At 70.7% G+C, this 15,344-nt stretch carries 12 protein-coding genes and 1 riboswitch; of the genes, 3 read left to right on the top strand and 9 right to left on the bottom strand.

Annotated features, from left to right (window positions below):
• Positions 1-146: 146 nt before the first annotated feature.
• Positions 147-605 (bottom strand): GNAT family N-acetyltransferase, encoded by a 459-nt coding sequence (locus ACFC3F_RS10450; RefSeq protein WP_376129151.1) that lies wholly within the window; start codon positions 603-605, stop codon positions 147-149.
• A gap of 163 nt (positions 606-768) precedes the next feature.
• Here ACFC3F_RS10450 and ACFC3F_RS10455 point away from each other — a divergent pair, with 163 nt between their 5' ends.
• Positions 769-2,985: an NADP-dependent isocitrate dehydrogenase gene (locus tag ACFC3F_RS10455; RefSeq protein WP_376129153.1), complete on the top strand. Its 2,217-nt coding sequence runs from the start codon at positions 769-771 to the stop codon at positions 2,983-2,985.
• A gap of 92 nt (positions 2,986-3,077) precedes the next feature.
• On the opposite strand, the gene ACFC3F_RS10460 is transcribed toward ACFC3F_RS10455, so the two are convergent.
• The 5 genes from ACFC3F_RS10460 to ACFC3F_RS10480 all read right to left on the bottom strand — a co-directional run bounded on the left by ACFC3F_RS10460 (position 3,078) and on the right by ACFC3F_RS10480 (position 9,699).
• Positions 3,078-4,562, bottom strand: a complete 1,485-nt coding sequence (locus ACFC3F_RS10460; RefSeq protein WP_376129155.1) for a L,D-transpeptidase family protein — start codon at positions 4,560-4,562, stop codon at positions 3,078-3,080.
• A 117-nt stretch (positions 4,563-4,679) separates the two neighbouring features.
• Positions 4,680-6,071, bottom strand: a complete 1,392-nt coding sequence (locus ACFC3F_RS10465) for an FAD-binding oxidoreductase (protein ID WP_376129157.1) — start codon at positions 6,069-6,071, stop codon at positions 4,680-4,682.
• A complete protein-coding gene (locus tag ACFC3F_RS10470) occupies positions 6,068-6,460 on the bottom strand; it encodes a YrdB family protein (RefSeq protein WP_376129158.1) in 393 nt (130 codons plus the stop codon). The genes ACFC3F_RS10465 and ACFC3F_RS10470 overlap by 4 nt, the downstream gene beginning before the upstream one ends.
• 46 nt (positions 6,461-6,506) lie before the next feature.
• The gene (locus tag ACFC3F_RS10475; RefSeq protein WP_376129160.1) at positions 6,507-8,324 is read right to left on the bottom strand and encodes a sigma-70 family RNA polymerase sigma factor; all 1,818 of its coding nucleotides are present in this window, start codon (positions 8,322-8,324) and stop codon (positions 6,507-6,509) included.
• 385 nt (positions 8,325-8,709) lie between these two features.
• Positions 8,710-9,699: an N-acetylglucosamine-6-phosphate deacetylase gene (locus ACFC3F_RS10480; RefSeq protein WP_376129162.1), complete on the bottom strand. Its 990-nt coding sequence runs from the start codon at positions 9,697-9,699 to the stop codon at positions 8,710-8,712.
• A gap of 9 nt (positions 9,700-9,708) precedes the next feature.
• Positions 9,709-9,793, top strand: a riboswitch (ZMP/ZTP riboswitch).
• A 43-nt stretch (positions 9,794-9,836) separates the two neighbouring features.
• On the opposite strand from ACFC3F_RS10480, the gene glyA reads away from it, so the two are divergent.
• Both glyA and ACFC3F_RS10490 read left to right on the top strand, forming a co-directional pair.
• Positions 9,837-11,111, top strand: coding sequence for a serine hydroxymethyltransferase (gene glyA / locus ACFC3F_RS10485; protein ID WP_376129164.1), 1,275 nt, complete (start codon positions 9,837-9,839; stop codon positions 11,109-11,111).
• Between the two features lie 158 nt (positions 11,112-11,269).
• Complete coding sequence (locus ACFC3F_RS10490; RefSeq protein ID WP_376129166.1) at positions 11,270-12,151, top strand: bifunctional methylenetetrahydrofolate dehydrogenase/methenyltetrahydrofolate cyclohydrolase; 882 nt, start codon at positions 11,270-11,272, stop codon at positions 12,149-12,151.
• A gap of 567 nt (positions 12,152-12,718) precedes the next feature.
• Here ACFC3F_RS10490 and ACFC3F_RS10495 read toward each other — a convergent pair.
• From ACFC3F_RS10495 to ACFC3F_RS10505, 3 genes are read right to left on the bottom strand one after another with little or no spacing between them, the layout of a single operon-like run.
• A complete protein-coding gene (locus ACFC3F_RS10495; RefSeq protein WP_376129168.1) occupies positions 12,719-13,255 on the bottom strand; it encodes a hypothetical protein in 537 nt (178 codons plus the stop codon).
• A gap of 31 nt (positions 13,256-13,286) precedes the next feature.
• A complete protein-coding gene (locus ACFC3F_RS10500; RefSeq protein WP_376129169.1) occupies positions 13,287-14,639 on the bottom strand; it encodes a serine hydrolase domain-containing protein in 1,353 nt (450 codons plus the stop codon).
• Positions 14,623-15,291 carry a TetR/AcrR family transcriptional regulator gene (locus tag ACFC3F_RS10505; RefSeq protein ID WP_376129171.1) on the bottom strand — a complete coding sequence of 223 codons (669 nt, stop codon included), beginning with the start codon at positions 15,289-15,291 and terminating at the stop codon, positions 14,623-14,625. The genes ACFC3F_RS10500 and ACFC3F_RS10505 overlap by 17 nt, the downstream gene beginning before the upstream one ends.
• Positions 15,292-15,344: the final 53 nt, after the last annotated feature.

Genomic DNA, 15,344 nt, shown 5'->3' on the forward strand with positions numbered 1-15,344 from the left:
CACATGCTCCGGGGCCCGTCCTCGTCTTGTATGCGCGGACATCGGGGCACGCCGAGGCGGGCGGATGCGGCCGGGTGCCGGCATCCGAAAGGGTCCTCGAAAGGATCGCGGACGACGACCGTCTCGCGAAGTGGGGGATGCCGGGTCTAGAGGCCGAATTCGGCGATGACCTCGCCGTACTCCGTCTCGCCCACGGGCGTGAAGCCGACGCGGCGGAAGAACGCCTCGGGGCCGCCCTCGCCGGCTTCGTAGATCACCGTGACGCGGCCCATGCCGCGGGAGCGCGCCTCTTCGAGGAGCTGCTCGACGGCGAACCGGCCGACGCCGCGGCCCTGGTCATCGGCGTCGACGTTGATGCGCCACAGGATCGACTGGAAGTGCTCGATGGGCGCCTCGGGGTCGAAGCTCGCGCTGACGAAGCCGACGACCTCGTCGTCGTCGCCGTCGAGGACGACGCGCTGCCACGTCGTCTGCGGATTCACGACGGTCGCTGCGATCCCGTAGCTCACCGGCGCGAGGAACTGCTCCTGGCCGGGCTTGAGGGACATGTTGTTGACGGCGACGATCGTCGCCGCTGACAGTTCGACCAATCGCAGATCACCCATAGACGACAGGCTAACCGCATTCTCGGTCGCGGGTCACGCATCCGTCGTCACATCCGTGCGAAGACGGCGCAGATTATCTTGATATCGAGATATCTCGATGGTTTGAGGTAGCCTGGAATCTTGACTGAAGACCTGAATCCCGACTGAACGAAAGACGTGACCGGTGACAGATTCGACCATCATCTACACCTACACCGACGAGGCTCCGGCGCTCGCGACGGCATCGTTCCTGCCGATCGTCAAGGCCGTCACCGGCCGGGCGGGCGTCGACGTCGAAACGCGCGACATCTCTCTGGCAGGCCGTGTCCTGGCGGCGTTCCCGCAGGCGCTCGCGCCCGAGCAGCAGGTCGGTGACGCCCTGGCCGAGCTCGGTGGCCTCGCGACGCTGCCCGAGGCCAACATCATCAAGCTCCCGAACATCTCGGCGTCCATCCCGCAGCTGAAGGCCGCGATCGCCGAGCTCCAGGCCCAGGGCTACGACGTCCCGGATTACCCCGACGAGGCCACGACGCTCGAAGAGAAGGACGTCCGCGCGCGGTACGACCGCATCAAGGGCTCGGCGGTGAACCCCGTGCTTCGCGAGGGCAACAGCGACCGTCGTGCGCCGCTGTCGGTGAAGAACTACGCGCGCAAGCACCCGCACCGCAACAAGCCGTTCGCCGAGGGATCCAAGACGCGCGTCGCGACGCTCGGCCACGACGACTTCAAGGCGAACGAGACGTCGGTCCTCATCGAAGCCGACGATGTGCTGTCGATCCAGCACGTCGCCGCCGACGGCAGCGTGACCCCGCTCAAGACCGGCCTGAAGGTGCTCCCCGGCGAGATCGTCGACGCGACCTTCCTGTCGGCCAAGGCGCTCGACGCCTTCCTCGCCGAGACGCTCGAGACGGCCAAGGCCGACGACGTGCTCTACTCGGTGCACCTGAAGGCCACGATGATGAAGGTCAGCGACCCGATCATCTTCGGCCACGTCGTGAAGGCCTACTTCGACGACGTCTTCGAGCGCTACGGTGCCGAGCTCGCCCAGGCGGGGTTGAGCCCGAACGACGGCCTCGGTGCGATCCTCGCGGGTCTGCCGGCCCTCGAGCGCGGCGAGGAGATCGCCGCCGCCGTCAAGGCCGACCTCGAGAACGGCCCGCGGCTGTCCTACGTCAACTCCGACAAGGGCATCACGAACCTGCACGTGCCCTCCGACGTCATCGTCGACGCGTCGATGCCGGCGCTCGTGCGCAACGGAGGAAAGCTGTGGGGCGCCGACGGCGGCGAAGCGGACACGCTCGCGGTCATCCCCGACTCGTCCTACGCGGGGGTCTACCAGACCGTCATCGAAGACGTCATCGCGCGCGGCCCGCTCGACCCCGCGACGATCGGCACGGTGCCCAACGTCGGTCTCATGGCCCAGGCGGCCGAGGAGTACGGCAGCCACGACAAGACGTTCGAGATCGAGGCGCCCGGCGTGGTCCAGGTGCTCAGCGGCACCGGCGAGGTGCTGCTCTCGCACGAGGTCGAGGCGGGCGACATCTGGCGCGCGACGCAGACGAAGGACATCGCGATCCGCGACTGGGTCAAGCTCGCCGTCACGCGCGCGCGGGCGACCGGCTCGCCGGCCGTGTTCTGGCTCGATGAGAACCGCGCACACGACGCCGCGCTCATCGAGAAGGTGAAGACCTACCTCGCCGATCACGACACGACGGGCCTCACGATCGAGATCCTCGCGCCCGCCGAGGCGACCCGGTATTCGCTGGACCGGCTGCGCAAGGGCGAGGACACCATCTCGGTGACCGGCAACGTGCTGCGCGACTACCTCACGGACCTCTTCCCGATCCTCGAGGTCGGCACGAGCGCCAAGATGCTCTCGATCGTGCCGCTCCTCGCGGGCGGCGGCCTCTTCGAGACCGGTGCCGGCGGATCGGCGCCCAAGCACGTGCAGCAGCTGCTGGCCGAGAACTACCTGCGCTGGGATTCGCTGGGCGAGTTCTTCGCTCTCGCGGCCTCGCTCGAGCACCTCGCGACCGTGACGGGCAACGTCAAGGCGCAGGTCCTCGCCGATACGCTCGACGCCGCGACGGGGACCTTCCTCGAGAACGACAAGTCGCCGGGCCGTGCGCTCGGCACGACCGACAACCGGGGCAGCCACTTCTACCTCGCGCTGTACTGGGCACAGGAGCTCGCGAACCAGCAGGCGGACCCTGAGCTCGCCGCGGCCTTCGCACCCGTCGCCGACGCACTCGCGTCGGCCGAAGACGATATCGTCGCGGAGCTGCTCGCCGTGCAGGGCGCGCCCGCCGAGATCGGCGGCTACTACCGCCCCGACACCGAGCTCGTGACCGCCATCATGCGGCCGTCTGCGACGCTCAACGCGATCATCGACGGGATCTGACCCGCCCGATCACGAAGGCCCTGTCCGCTCAGCGGGCAGGGCCTTCGTCGTTCACACCGGATGCCGCGTGGCAGGGGCGTATGCGGGGGCGGTCAGGCGCGGACCTGCACCTCGGTGCCCACGGGCGCCCAGTCGAAGAGGAACTTGGCAGCGCCGACGGGCATGTTCACGCAGCCGCTGCTGATGTGCGCGGCACCGAAGCTGTTGTGCCAGTAGGCGCCGTGGAACGCCTGGTCGCCGTTGAAGTACGCCACCCACGGAACGTTCTCGGTGCAGTACGGCGCTCCGGGGAAGCATCCCATGTCCTGGATATTGCGCTTCCAGTTGATGCGGAACGACCCGGTGAACGTCGGCGTCGAGGACTTGCCGGCCGAGATGGGATACGAGTTGACGAGGTTGCCGTTCTCGTAGAGGTAGGTGCGCAGATCGCCGAGATCGACCACGACGTTGCGGGCGAGTGTCGTCGTCGCGAACGGCACCTCGGTGACCGGCAGGGCGAATGCGGCTTCGCCGGCCGCGAGCTGCTCGGCGTACGCCGCCGCGATGCCGGACGTATCGCCCAGTTCGCGGCCCACGACGCCCGTGGCCAGCTCATTGAGCACGCCGCCCCCCGAATCGGTGACGACCGTCGCGTTCGCCGCCTCGCGGTTGACCGCGGCGGGGAGCGTATCGACGACGGCCTGGATGGCGGCCTCGTCGACACCGACCTCGAACGTGCCGCGCGGCCCCGGAGTCACGGTGAGCCATGAGGCGACCTGCTCGCGGGTGATCGGCACGGTGCGCTCGTCGCCGATGTAGAAGCCGGCCGTGTCGAGGACGCCGTTGAGCTTGACGGCGGCGGATTCGGCGACGAACGTCGGGGTGCCGGCGACGACGGGGGCGGCGACCGGGTCGAATGCGACCGTCGTCTCACCCTCGGCGAACGCGGCGTTGAGGCTCGCGCCGAGCTCGACGAGGTCGACGCCGGTGCCCTCGACGGCGGGAGTCGTGATGAAGCTGACGCTCTCGGCGTCATAGGCGAGTGTCGCGTCGACCGGGTCGACGTAGAGGTCGGGTGCCGCAGCGCGCAGCGCAGCCGTCGCGATCTCGGGGTCGATGCTGATCGACGCCTCGATCGGTTCGGGGAACCACTGCGTGACGTTCCACATCGGGCTCGCCGCGAACGCCGTGTCGGCGAGAGCGCGGGCCTCGACCGTGGCGCCCAGATCCAGTGCGTTGACCGCGACGTCGCCGCCGGCCCCGGTCAGGACCACGTCGGTCTCGGCCAGTCGTTCGTTGATGGCATCCGTCGCCGCGCCCGATGTGAGCAGTCCGACGGGCACACCCGCGACGGAGGTGCCCGGGGCGATGAGCACGAGCGACGTCGCGACGAGGGCGACCGCGAGGGTGCCGGCTCCGGCGCCGATCCAGATGCCCGTGTGCTTCTTCTTGGGCGCGGGGTCGCGCGGAGCCCACTCGGGCTGGTCGGAGGCATCGGCGCGCGGAATCGCCGCGGTCGTCGACTCAGCTGGATCGACGGACGTGCCGTCGGCGCTGGTCGGCTCTTCGGCTCCAGGCTTGATCGCGAGATCCGTCACGCAGAAACCCCCCGGCTTGAACGGATATATCCCCCTATCGTATCCGAGCGTGTCAGGCGCGCGGGGCGCGGTCCGATCGCCACGACGTTAACGTTTCGGTAAACGCCCGTGGACGGCTCAGCTGTCGAACACCTTTCCGGGGTTGAGGATGCCGTGCGGATCGAACACGCGGGCGATCTCGCGCTGCAGCTGCCACTGGTCATCGCCGAGTTCGTCGGCGAGCCAGCGGCGCTTGAGCACCCCCACCCCGTGTTCGCCGGTCAGCGTGCCCCCGAGCCGCAGAGCCGCGCGGAACAGGTCGTCGGCGGCATCCCAGATAGAGGGCGGGGCTTCGACGATGCCGTGTTCGTCGGGTCGGCCGTCGAACACGAAGTTCGGGTGCAGGTTGCCGTCGCCCGCGTGGGCGACCGTCGGGATCGAGACGCCGTGCTCGCGCTCGACACGGGCGATCTCGTCGAACATCGCCGGCATGGCGCTGCGCGGAACCGCGATGTCCTCGATGAGCGTCGTGCCCAGCGTCTCCATGGCGGGGTGCATCGAGCGGCGGATCGCGAGCAGCCGCTCGCCCTCTTCGGGGTCGCGGGAGACCACGACGGCTCCGCCCGCGGCGCGCAGTACGTCGGCGATGGCGGCGGCTTCATCGCCGCTCGCGGGTCCGTCGGTCTGGATCGTCAGCTGCGCGGCGCCGGGGGTCGGCGCGGCGAGGGCCAGCAGCGCGTGGACGGCGGCGAGGGATGCGGCATCCATCAGCTCCATGATCGAAGGCTGCAGTCCCGCGGCCGTCACGGCGGACGACGCCGTCGCGGCGGCGCGCACGTCGGGGAAGGTCGCGGCGATCGTGCGCACCTCGCCGGGCACGAGACGGCGCAGCTTGAGCGTCGCACCGACGATGACGCCGAGCGTGCCCTCGGACCCGATCATGAGCGAGGTCAGGTCGAGGCCCGTGACGCCCTTGACGGTGCGTCGTCCGAGCCGCAGGAAGCGCCCATCGGCGAGGACGACGTCGACACCGAGGACCGCATCGCGCACGACGCCGTACTTCGCGCAGAGAAGCCCGCCCGCGCCGGTGGCGATGTTGCCGCCGACCGTCGAGATCGCGCGGCTCGCCGGATCCGGTGCCCACCACAGTCCCTCGACGGCGAGGGCGTCGTTGAGGTCGGCGTTGAGGATGCCCGGCTCGACGACGGCGACGAGGTCGTCGGGGCGCACTTCGAGGATGCGTCCCATGCCGCGCACGGACAGCGCGATCTCACCGTCGCCCGTGTTCGCGGCGCCCGCGAGTCCCGTGCCGGCCCCGCGCGTCACGACGGGCGTGCCCGTCGCGTTCGCGATCCGCATGGTCTGCTGCACATCGTCGACGCTGCGCGCGTGGACGACCGCGAGGGGCGTTCCGGATGCCACGTGGCCGGACTTGTCGGCGCGCGCGGCTTCGCGCGCGGCATCCGTCGTGTCGACTCGATCGCCGAGCACCGCGCGCAACTGCGCGAGCACACCGGCGCGGTCGGTCACGCCAAGCGCCGCCGGCCCGCGAAGACGCCCACCGTGACGGCGACGACGCCGAAGGCGAGGCCGACCCAGGCCATGTCCATGCTCCACCAGGCGATCGTCGCGGCGACATAGACGAGCAGTTCGACGACGGCGCGCACGAAGGGATGCACGGCGAAGACGGCGCGCGGTGAGACGAACAACGCCCAGACGAGGATCGCGAGGGCGGGGGCGCCGATGCCGGCGACGATGTTCCACGGGAAGGGCCACGCGACGAAGCCCCAGAACGCGAGCGAGCCGAACGCGAGGATCTGGCAGAGGAACGCGAGCACGTCGATTCCGGAGAGCGGGGTGCGCATTCCGGCCGCCGGTGCGGCGGGCGTCTGAGGCGTCACGTACGGGGTCTCGGCCATGGGCTCCAGTCTACGCTCGGGTGTCCTCCGCGCTGTCTTCGCCGGGTCAGAGCCCGTCGCCGAGCGACACGAGATCCTGCACGTTGTACGACTGCACGAGGCCGGTCTGATCTCCCGCGATGTACTGGAGCTGGAGCCGTGCACCGATGAGCAGGTCGAGGACCGTCGGGCGGAGGATCATGGGCGCGGCGCCGGCCCCGTCGAGGGTCAGGATGCCGCGATCCGCACCGCTGTAGGTGACGTGCACCTGCGTGCCCGGGTCTCCTGTGACGTCGAACCCGATCGTCAGACGCGTGCCCTCGAACCACGTCGAGACGTCGTCGATCGCGGGTGTTCCCTCGGGAAGGACGGGCTCGGGCGGGTCGGTCGGCTCGGGATCGGGCGTGGGATCGGGATCGGGCGTGGGCTCGGGATCCGGCGTCGGGGTCGGTTCGGGATCCGGGGTCGGGGTGGGGTCGGGATCCGGCGCCGGTGTCGGCGTGGGCGTCGCGGGGTCCGCGGCGGGCGGCGTCGGAGCCGGGACGGGCGGAGCGCTCGGACGCGGTGCCGTCTCGCGCGGATCCGGCGACGGCACGGTCGCGGCGGGCGGTGTCGGCTCGGTGAGCGGCGCGGACGGAGTGGGGGCGGGCGTGGAGATCACGAGGGGCTCGTCGGTGTCGACGGGTGCTTCGGCGACGGTCTCCACGATCGCATTCTGCGCCGAGACGGGCGACGAGGTGAGGGCGGGCACGATGACGGCTGCCGTCACGACCGACCCTGCGACGAGCAGGCTCGCGGCGGCGATCCCCGTGATCGCGCCGATGCCGGACAGGGCGCCGCCCGTGACCGTCGCGCCGGCGACTCCCGCTGCCGCGCCACCCGAGGTCACTGCCGCCGTCGTCGACGCCGAGCCGCCGAGCGAAGCTGCCGAGCTCGCCGGCCCGACGGGCACGAGCAGGGACTGCGCCCCGCCGCTGCCGGCGGCCGATCCCGCGGGGGCGAGGGTCGCGGCACCCGAGCCGCCGATCGTCACGGCTCCTTCGACGACGGTGGAGGGCATGGCGGCGAGGGCGACGAGAGGTGCACCGCCGCCCTGCAGCGAGGCGAGGTATCCGGCCGCACCCGCGGTGCCGATCGTGAGCGGCAGCAGGACGAGCGCCAGGCGACTGCCCACCTCTTTCGCCTCGCTCGCGACGATCGTGCAGCGCGTGCACTCCGCCAGGTGCGACTCGAGCTTGCCGTGGTCGCGGCGCCCCAGATTGCTGCGGGCGTACGCGCCGAGACGCTCGATCGTCCACTGGCAGGGGGAGCCGTCGGTGACCGAGCGCAGGTGAGCTTGGATCCAGGCTTCGCGCAGGCCTTCGCGCGCACGGAACGTCAGCTGTGCGACGGCGGTCGCCTTCAACCCGAGCAGCGGCGCGATCTCGGCGGGTTTCATGCCCTCGATCTCGGAGTACCAGAGCACCTCCTGCCAGCGCGTCGGCAGGCTCCGGAATGCCTGGTGCGTGAGCCCGCGATCGAGGGCCTCATCCGTCGCCTGCTCGGTCGTCGCCGGATCCTCGACCGTGTCGAGGACGTCGACGGCGGTGTCCTTGCGGGCGCGTCCCCAACCGGCCGCCGTGTTGCGGATGCTCGTGAACAGGTAGGCGCGGAACGAGCCGGTCGGTCCGCCGCCCTTCTGGATCGACTGATAGATCCGCGTGTAGGCCTCTTGCACGAGGTCGTCGGCATCGAGCGACGACGAGACCGAACGCGCGACCGTCACACCGGACCGGTAGTGGCGCCGCCACAGCTCGCCGAACGCGGACGCATCGCCCGAGCGTGCGCGCAGCACGAGGTCGGCGTCGCCGAGCTCGGTGGCGCCGGGCGTGTCGTTCATCGTCATGCGGACTCCACGTGGCTGAGGGAAGGTCGAGCACCTTCCACTCATGAGACGCGCGAAGACGGGAATCATCACGCGACTTTCCCATTCTGCTCGCCCTACGGCCGTTTGTCTCCTGTTCTCCGGCCGCCGGATGAGCCTTCTGACGGGTGCGGAGAAGAATTTCCCGGAACCCGCGTAATAGATCGGCATGACCCCCGTCTCATGGTGTGAGAGACATTGCCCGCACTCCCGTCGGGGGGCAGGAGCCGGGCACGGCGCGATGGGCGAACCGTCCGGAGCAGCCGGAGGCGGACTCGGAGAACCGCTCGGGGGAGGGGTTCCGAGTCCGCCGGATGTCTCGCCAGGGGGAGTCGCGGCCGCTGCACATGGGGATGCAGCGGCCGCCTCATTCCTCGGTCTCGACGCGCTGGCCGCCGAGCCACACGCCACGGACCTCGAAGTCGCCCGTGAGCAGCACGGCATCGGCGAGCCGGTCGGGTTCGAGCGCACCGAGGTCGTCGCGGCCGAGCACGCGTGCGGGTGTCGTGGTGAGAGCCGCGACGGCGTCTCCGAGGCGCACGCCCGCGGCGACCGTGCGCCGCAAGGCGGCATCCTGGGTGAGCGTCGAACCCGCGATCGCTCCGCCGCGGGTGAGCCGGGCCGCGCCGCCGACGACGTCGACGGCGAGAGAGCCGATCTCGTAGCGCCCATCGGGCTGCCCTGCCGCCGCCATGGCGTCCGTCACGAGAGCGATGCGCCCCGGCGCCGCGGCGAACGCGATGCGCACGACCTCGGCATGCACGTGCAGGCCGTCGACGACCAGCTCGAGGGTCACGCGGGGATCGAGGGTCGCGGCGCCGACCGGACCGGGCGCGCGGTGGTGCAGGCCCGGCATCGCGTTGAAGGCGTGGGTGAGGAGCGTCGCCCCCGCGGCGAAGGCCGCTGCGGTGCGATCGAGATCGGCGCCCGTGTGCCCGACGGCGGCCACGGCGCCCGCGGCGACGACGGCGCGCACGGCGTCGAGACCGCCCGGCAGCTCGGGGGCGAGCGTCACCTGGCGCACCGTGCCGCGCCCCGCATCGAGCAGGCGCGCGACCGAGTCCGCATCGGGATGCCGCAGCTGCGCCCCGTCGTGCGCGCCCTTGTGGTCGGGGGCGAGGAACGGCCCCTCGAGGTGCGCACCCAGCACGGTCGGCTCCGAGCCGGTCAGGTCGGCGACGACGGCCGCCCGCTCGGCGATCCGATCGAGCGGAGCCGTCACGAGCGAGACGACGGCGCGCGTCGTGCCGTGGCCGAGATGGAACCGGCGTGCGGCACGGATCGCGTCGGGCCCGTCCTCGTGCGCGGCGCCCCCGCCGCCGTGCGTGTGCAGATCGATGAAGCCGGGCGGCGGCATCCGTTATGCTCGGAGCGTCGCGACTGGCGTTGAGGTGGGTCACCACCGGGGAGCGGCTGACGACGGCATTCGACCGCACGCCTGGGCCGATGTGTGACCTTTCGAACCCTCCGATTGCCGCAGTCAAGGAGACCGTCATGACCGACCAGTTCTTCAACGCCCCGCTCGCCGAGGTCGATCCCGAGATCGCGCAGGTGCTCGAGCGCGAACTCGAGCGACAGCGCGGGTACCTCGAGATGATCGCATCCGAGAACTTCGTTCCCGTCTCGGTGCTCCAGTCGCAGGGGTCAGTGCTCACCAACAAGTACGCCGAGGGGTACCCCGGCCGGCGCTACTACGGCGGATGCGAAGAGGTCGACGTCGCCGAAGAGCTCGCGATCCAGCGGGCGAAGGAGCTGTTCGGCTCGGAGTTCGCCAACGTCCAGCCGCACTCGGGCGCGTCGGCGAACGCCGCCGTGCTGCACGCGATCGCGCGCCCCGGCGACACGCTGCTCGGGCTGTCGCTCGATCACGGCGGTCATCTGACGCACGGGATGAAGATCAACTTCTCGGGCCGGCTCTACAACATCGTCGCGTACGGCGTCGACCCCGAGACGTCCGTCGTCGACATGGACGAGGTGCGCCGCCTCGCCCTCGAGCACAAGCCGAAGGTCATCATCGCGGGCTGGTCGGCCTACCCCCGCCAGCTCGACTTCGCCGCGTTCCGCGCGATCGCCGACGAGGTCGGGGCGCTCCTGTGGGTCGACATGGCGCACTTCGCGGGGCTCGTCGCGGCGGGCCTTCACCCGAACCCCGTGCCGCACGCGCACGTCGTCTCGTCGACCGTGCACAAGACGATCGGCGGTCCGCGCTCGGGCTTCATCCTCACGAACGACCCCGACATCGCGAAGAAGATCAACTCGGCGGTCTTCCCCGGTCAGCAGGGCGGTCCGCTCATGCACGTCATCGCCGCGAAGGCGACGGCGTTCAAGCTCGCCCGCACCCCCGAGTTCGCCGAGCGTCAGGAGCGCGTGCTGCGCGGGGCCGCGATCCTCGCCGACCGGCTCATGCAGCAGGACGTCGCCGATGCCGGCATCACGCTGCGCTCGGACGGCACCGACGTGCACCTCGTCCTCGTCGACCTGCGCGACGCCGCGATCGACGGCAAGCAGGCCGAAGACCTGCTCCACGACATCCACATCACGGTGAACCGCAACGCCGTCCCGAACGACCCGCGTCCGCCGATGGTGACGTCGGGTCTGCGCATCGGCACGCCCGCGCTCGCGACGCGCGGGTTCGGCGATGCGGAGTTCACCGAGGTCGCCGACATCATCGCGCTCGCGCTGCTGCCGGACGCCGACACCGAGGCGCTGCGCGCCCGCGTCGCCGCCCTCACCGCCGCGTTCCCGCTCTACCCCGACCTGCAGCAGTAGCCCGGAGCCGCCCGGAGCCGCCCGGCGCCGCGCCTTTCGCCGAACCGTACCCTTTCCGTCGAGACAGACGTCGAGGGCGTCGGGTTCGCCGCGAAAGGTACGGTTCGAGGCGATCCTCGGAGCGGGCGAGCCGAATTCGACCTGATGGAGACGCAGAAGTGACCGCGAACACACTCGACGGGAAGGCCGCGGCGGCGGCGATCAAGGACGAGCTGAGGGGCCGCGTCGACGCGTTGCGCGAGCGCGGCGTCGTGCCCGGCATCGCGACCGTGCTCGTCGGCGCCGACCCCGCGTCGCAGCTCTACGTGGGCATGAAGCACCGTCAGTCCGAGGCGATCGGCATGAACTCGATCCAGATCGAGCTTCCCGCCGACGCGTCGCAGGCCGACGTCGAAGCCGTCATCGACGACCTCAATGCGGATGCCGCGTGCCACGGCTACATCGTGCAGCTGCCGCTGCCGAAGCACATCGACACCGACGCGATCCTGGAGCGGATCGACCCCGCGAAGGACGCCGACGGACTGCACCCGACCAACCTCGGGCGCCTCGTCTTGAACGTCAACAAGCCCATCACGACCCCCCTGCCGTGCACGCCCCGCGGCGTCATCGAGCTGCTGCTGCGCAACGACTACGACCTGAACGGCAAGCACGTCGTCGTCGTCGGACGCGGCGTCACGATCGGCCGTTCGATCGGCCTGCTGCTGACGCGCCGGGACATCAACGCGACCGTGACCCTGACCCACACCGGCACGACCGACCTCGACCGCCACCTGCGCGAGGCCGACGTCATCGTCGCGGCAGCGGGGGTCAAGCACATCGTGCGGCCCGAGCACGTCAGGCCCGGGGCCGCCGTGCTCGATGTCGGCGTGACGCGGGAGACCGACCCCGAGACGGGCAAGAGCACGGTCCACGGCGATGTGCATCCCGATGTCGCCGAGGTCGCCGGCTACCTCTCACCCAACCCCGGGGGCGTGGGGCCCATGACGGTCGCCCTGCTCATGACGAACGTCGTCGAGGCCGCCGAACGCTCCCTGGCCTGACCGCGCGGCGTGCGGGTCGCGAAGTTCGGAGCTTCGCGCGAAGTTCGGACTTTCGCGCGGAGTCCGGATGGGATGGCCGCGCGAGTCCGAGCTTCGCGCCGACCTCCGAGGTCGAGATGCGCAACCGTGCGCGTCAGGCGTCGCGCGTCACGCGAAGTTCGGAGGTTGGCGCGGGGTTCGGAGGCTCGCGTCGAGTTCGGACTGGACGGGCTTGCGGGTCCGAGCTTGGCGCGGTTCTCCGAGGTCGACACGAGCGGATGCCGCCACCTGCCGCCCGCGGCGCGATTCTCCGGGGCTGGGATGTGGAGTCGGGTGGGGGCTTCGCGAAGTTCGGAGGTTCGCGCGGGGTTCGGAGGCTCGCGCGGGGTTCGGGCTGGACGGGCTTGCGGGTCCGAGCTTGGCGCGGTTCTCCGAGGTCGACACGAGCGGATGCCGCCACCCGCCGCCCACGGCGCGAGAGCAGACCAGCGGATGCCGCACCCCGTGGCCGCCACCCGCCGCCCACGACGCGAGAGCAGACCAGCGGATCCCGCCACCCCGTGGCCGCACCCGCGGCGCCGCGGCGATTCAGAGCCCGTCGAGCATCTTCCGCTGCTCGTCGGTGAGGCCGTCGTTCAGTTCGCGGCGGCCTGCCGCCGAGGCGGGCGTTTCGGGGGTCGCGTCCGCTGACCGGACCCGACCCCCGGTCGCACGGTCGTAGAGAGCCCCCGCGCGCGCCTCGATCTTGTCGTCGACGGCGTCGTAGATGACCCAGGCGAGCAGCAGGGCGAGGGGCGGGATGACCCAGCCCCAGAACCAGCCCGACACGTTGACGCCCGAGAGGACGACGACGAGGATCCACACGATGAGCTCGACGACGAACACGAGCCCGAACTGCACGAGCTTCTCGCCGAGCCGCGTGCGCTGACCGGCCGACTTCGCCGCGGCGCCGCGGAACATCCGACCGACGAGGGGTTTGAGCCAGATCGTCGCGGCCGTCAGCACGACGCCCGCCCACAGGGCCGCCCACCCGACGCGCACCGAGGACAGCAGCATGCCGACGATGAGCAGCACGACGACGTTGAACACGTAGAGCGACACGAAACGCACGAGCCAGGCCTTCATGGCCCCAGCGTGGCATGTCGAGTCGTCGTTGTCAGCGCACCTCGGGCTGCGCGCGTCCCGCGAAGTGCAGGCAGCGTGTGCCGTCGGAGAGCGAGAACGGCACGATAGGCATGAAGGCGCCGAGGGCGTCGGTCAGGAAGGTGCCGTCGGCCGCCTGCCGGATCGTGCCCGAGAAGCTGTCGCGCCCGAGGCTCTCCGCCGCGAGCCCGCCGATGTCGATCTGCACCGCGGGGGCGCCCGATGGGGCATCCGACACGGCGATGCGCATGTTGACCCGCTCGTAGACACCTGCCCATTCGCTCACATCAGCCGCGCCGGTGCTCGGCTCGAGCGGTGCCGGAGGGCGGATGCCGCAGATCTCCTCGATCGCCGTGGCGGTCAGCGACTCCATCGCGGCGCCGAGGCCCGGACCGTTTCCGAGCACGACGACGGCGGTGCCGTGGTCGGGCAGGATCCGCAGCGACGCGCCCTGTCCGACCGTGCCACCGTCGTGGCCAGTGATCCGGGTGCCGTCCCACGTGCGCAGCATGAACCCGAGCCCCCAGTCGTCGGCGAGCGACGGGTCCGGCACGCGCACCGCGGGCGCGAACGCCGCCGCGACAGCGCTCTCGGACAACAGCCGCCCGCCGCCCGGTCCCGTGCCGCCGTCGAGGTAGAGGCGCGCGAACGCGAGCACGTCGGCCGCGGATGCAGCGAGGCCTCCGGCCGAGCCCATGGTCCGCGGTGTCGCGACCAGGGGAGCCAGCTCGAGGCCGTCGGCACCCGGAACGTGGCCGAACGCCGCTCGATGCCGCAGCGCCTCTTCGGGCAGCGTGCACGAGTGCGTCATCCCCAGAGGGCGCAGCAGTCGTTGGGCGAGTGCCTCGTCGTACGTGAGGCCGGTCACCCTCTCGATGAGTCGGCCCGCGATCGCGAACCCGGTGTTGCTGTACGACCAGGCCGCGCCCGGCGCGAAGACCTGGGCGAGTTCGCCGCAGGTGGCGACGTAGCGCTCGAGCACGTCTTCGCCGCGTCCGAGGTCGAGGAAGTGATCGCCGTCGATGCCGCTCGTATGCGTGAGCAGGTGTCGGGCGGTCACCGCTTCTCGCGCGGCGGCATCGCCCCAGGCGAGCTCGGGCATGACCGACACGAGCGGTGCGTCGAGGTCCAGCAGGCCGTCGTCGGCGAGCATCAGCAGCAGCGTCGCCGTGTACGCCTTCGTGACCGAGCCGATCTGGAAGACCGAGTCGGGCGTCGCGTCGACGGCGGTCGCGAGGTTGAGCACCCCGGAGGCGAACGTGTGCACCTCGCCGTCGCTCAGGATGCCGAGCGACAGGCCGGGCAAGGAATCGGGGGAGGCGAGATCGTCGAGCCTGGCCTGCCAGGCGTCACGGTCGATGGTCATCGGGGGAGTCCTTTCTCGGTGGGGCAGGGGAATCGTCGGGCACCCCCAGCAGTCGGCGCAGTGTCGCTGCCAGCAGGCCCCCGACGTCGGTGTGCAGGTCGACGAGGTATTCGATCGTGAGTCCTCGGATGAGGCTCGTGACGACGGCGGCGAGATCGTCGGCCGCGAGGGGCGGCGTCACGCCGATCAGGCGACACTGCTCGGCAAGCAGCTCGGCCAGAGCGCTGCGACCCGCCCGCTGGGCCTGCATCACCCGGACGCTGAGCGCCGGATCGGTGGACGCGAAGGCGGTGAACTCGACCTCGGCCGACAGCCATTCGCGCGTCTGCGATGCTTCCGCCGCGAGCCAGCGCGCCAGCAGGTCCACGCGCTGTGCGGCCGTCGCGGTGGCGGGTGCGACGAAAGACGAGCGGTCCTGCTGCCTGTCGAACCGCTCGTCCACGAGCGCGAGGAAGAGCTCGCCCTTGTTCGCGAAGTTCGAGTAGACCGCTCCTCGCGTGTAGCCGGCCTTCGCCGCGACATCCTCTATGGCCACACGGGTGAACCCGCGTGCCAGAAACAGGCGCCGTGCCGCTTCGAGTATTCGTGCGCGAGTCACATCGCGGGGATCTCTTGCCAAGGTTTGCCTCCTCGATACAGACTGTATCGACATGATCAAGTCTTGATCAAGAGGCAGATTCCAACAATGGATACGAGGTGTATGCA

This window comes from Microbacterium sp. NPDC055910 (assembly GCF_042271185.1).
Taxonomy (GTDB): Bacteria; Actinomycetota; Actinomycetes; order Actinomycetales; family Microbacteriaceae; genus Microbacterium.

Excerpts from the sequence above, each read along its gene's own strand:
- ACFC3F_RS10505 (WP_376129171.1), bottom strand. The coding sequence starts at position 15,291 with ATGTCGATACAGTCTGTATCGAGGAGGCAAACCTTGGCAAGAGATCCC.
- glyA (WP_376129164.1), top strand. The coding sequence starts at position 9,837 with ATGACCGACCAGTTCTTCAACGCCCCGCTCGCCGAGGTCGATCCCGAG.
- ACFC3F_RS10450 (WP_376129151.1), bottom strand. The coding sequence starts at position 605 with ATGGGTGATCTGCGATTGGTCGAACTGTCAGCGGCGACGATCGTCGCC.
- ACFC3F_RS10495 (WP_376129168.1), bottom strand. The coding sequence starts at position 13,255 with ATGAAGGCCTGGCTCGTGCGTTTCGTGTCGCTCTACGTGTTCAACGTC.
- ACFC3F_RS10480 (WP_376129162.1), bottom strand. The coding sequence starts at position 9,699 with ATGCCGCCGCCCGGCTTCATCGATCTGCACACGCACGGCGGCGGGGGC.
- ACFC3F_RS10470 (WP_376129158.1), bottom strand. The coding sequence starts at position 6,460 with ATGGCCGAGACCCCGTACGTGACGCCTCAGACGCCCGCCGCACCGGCG.
- ACFC3F_RS10500 (WP_376129169.1), bottom strand. The coding sequence starts at position 14,639 with ATGACCATCGACCGTGACGCCTGGCAGGCCAGGCTCGACGATCTCGCC.
- ACFC3F_RS10475 (WP_376129160.1), bottom strand. The coding sequence starts at position 8,324 with ATGACGATGAACGACACGCCCGGCGCCACCGAGCTCGGCGACGCCGAC.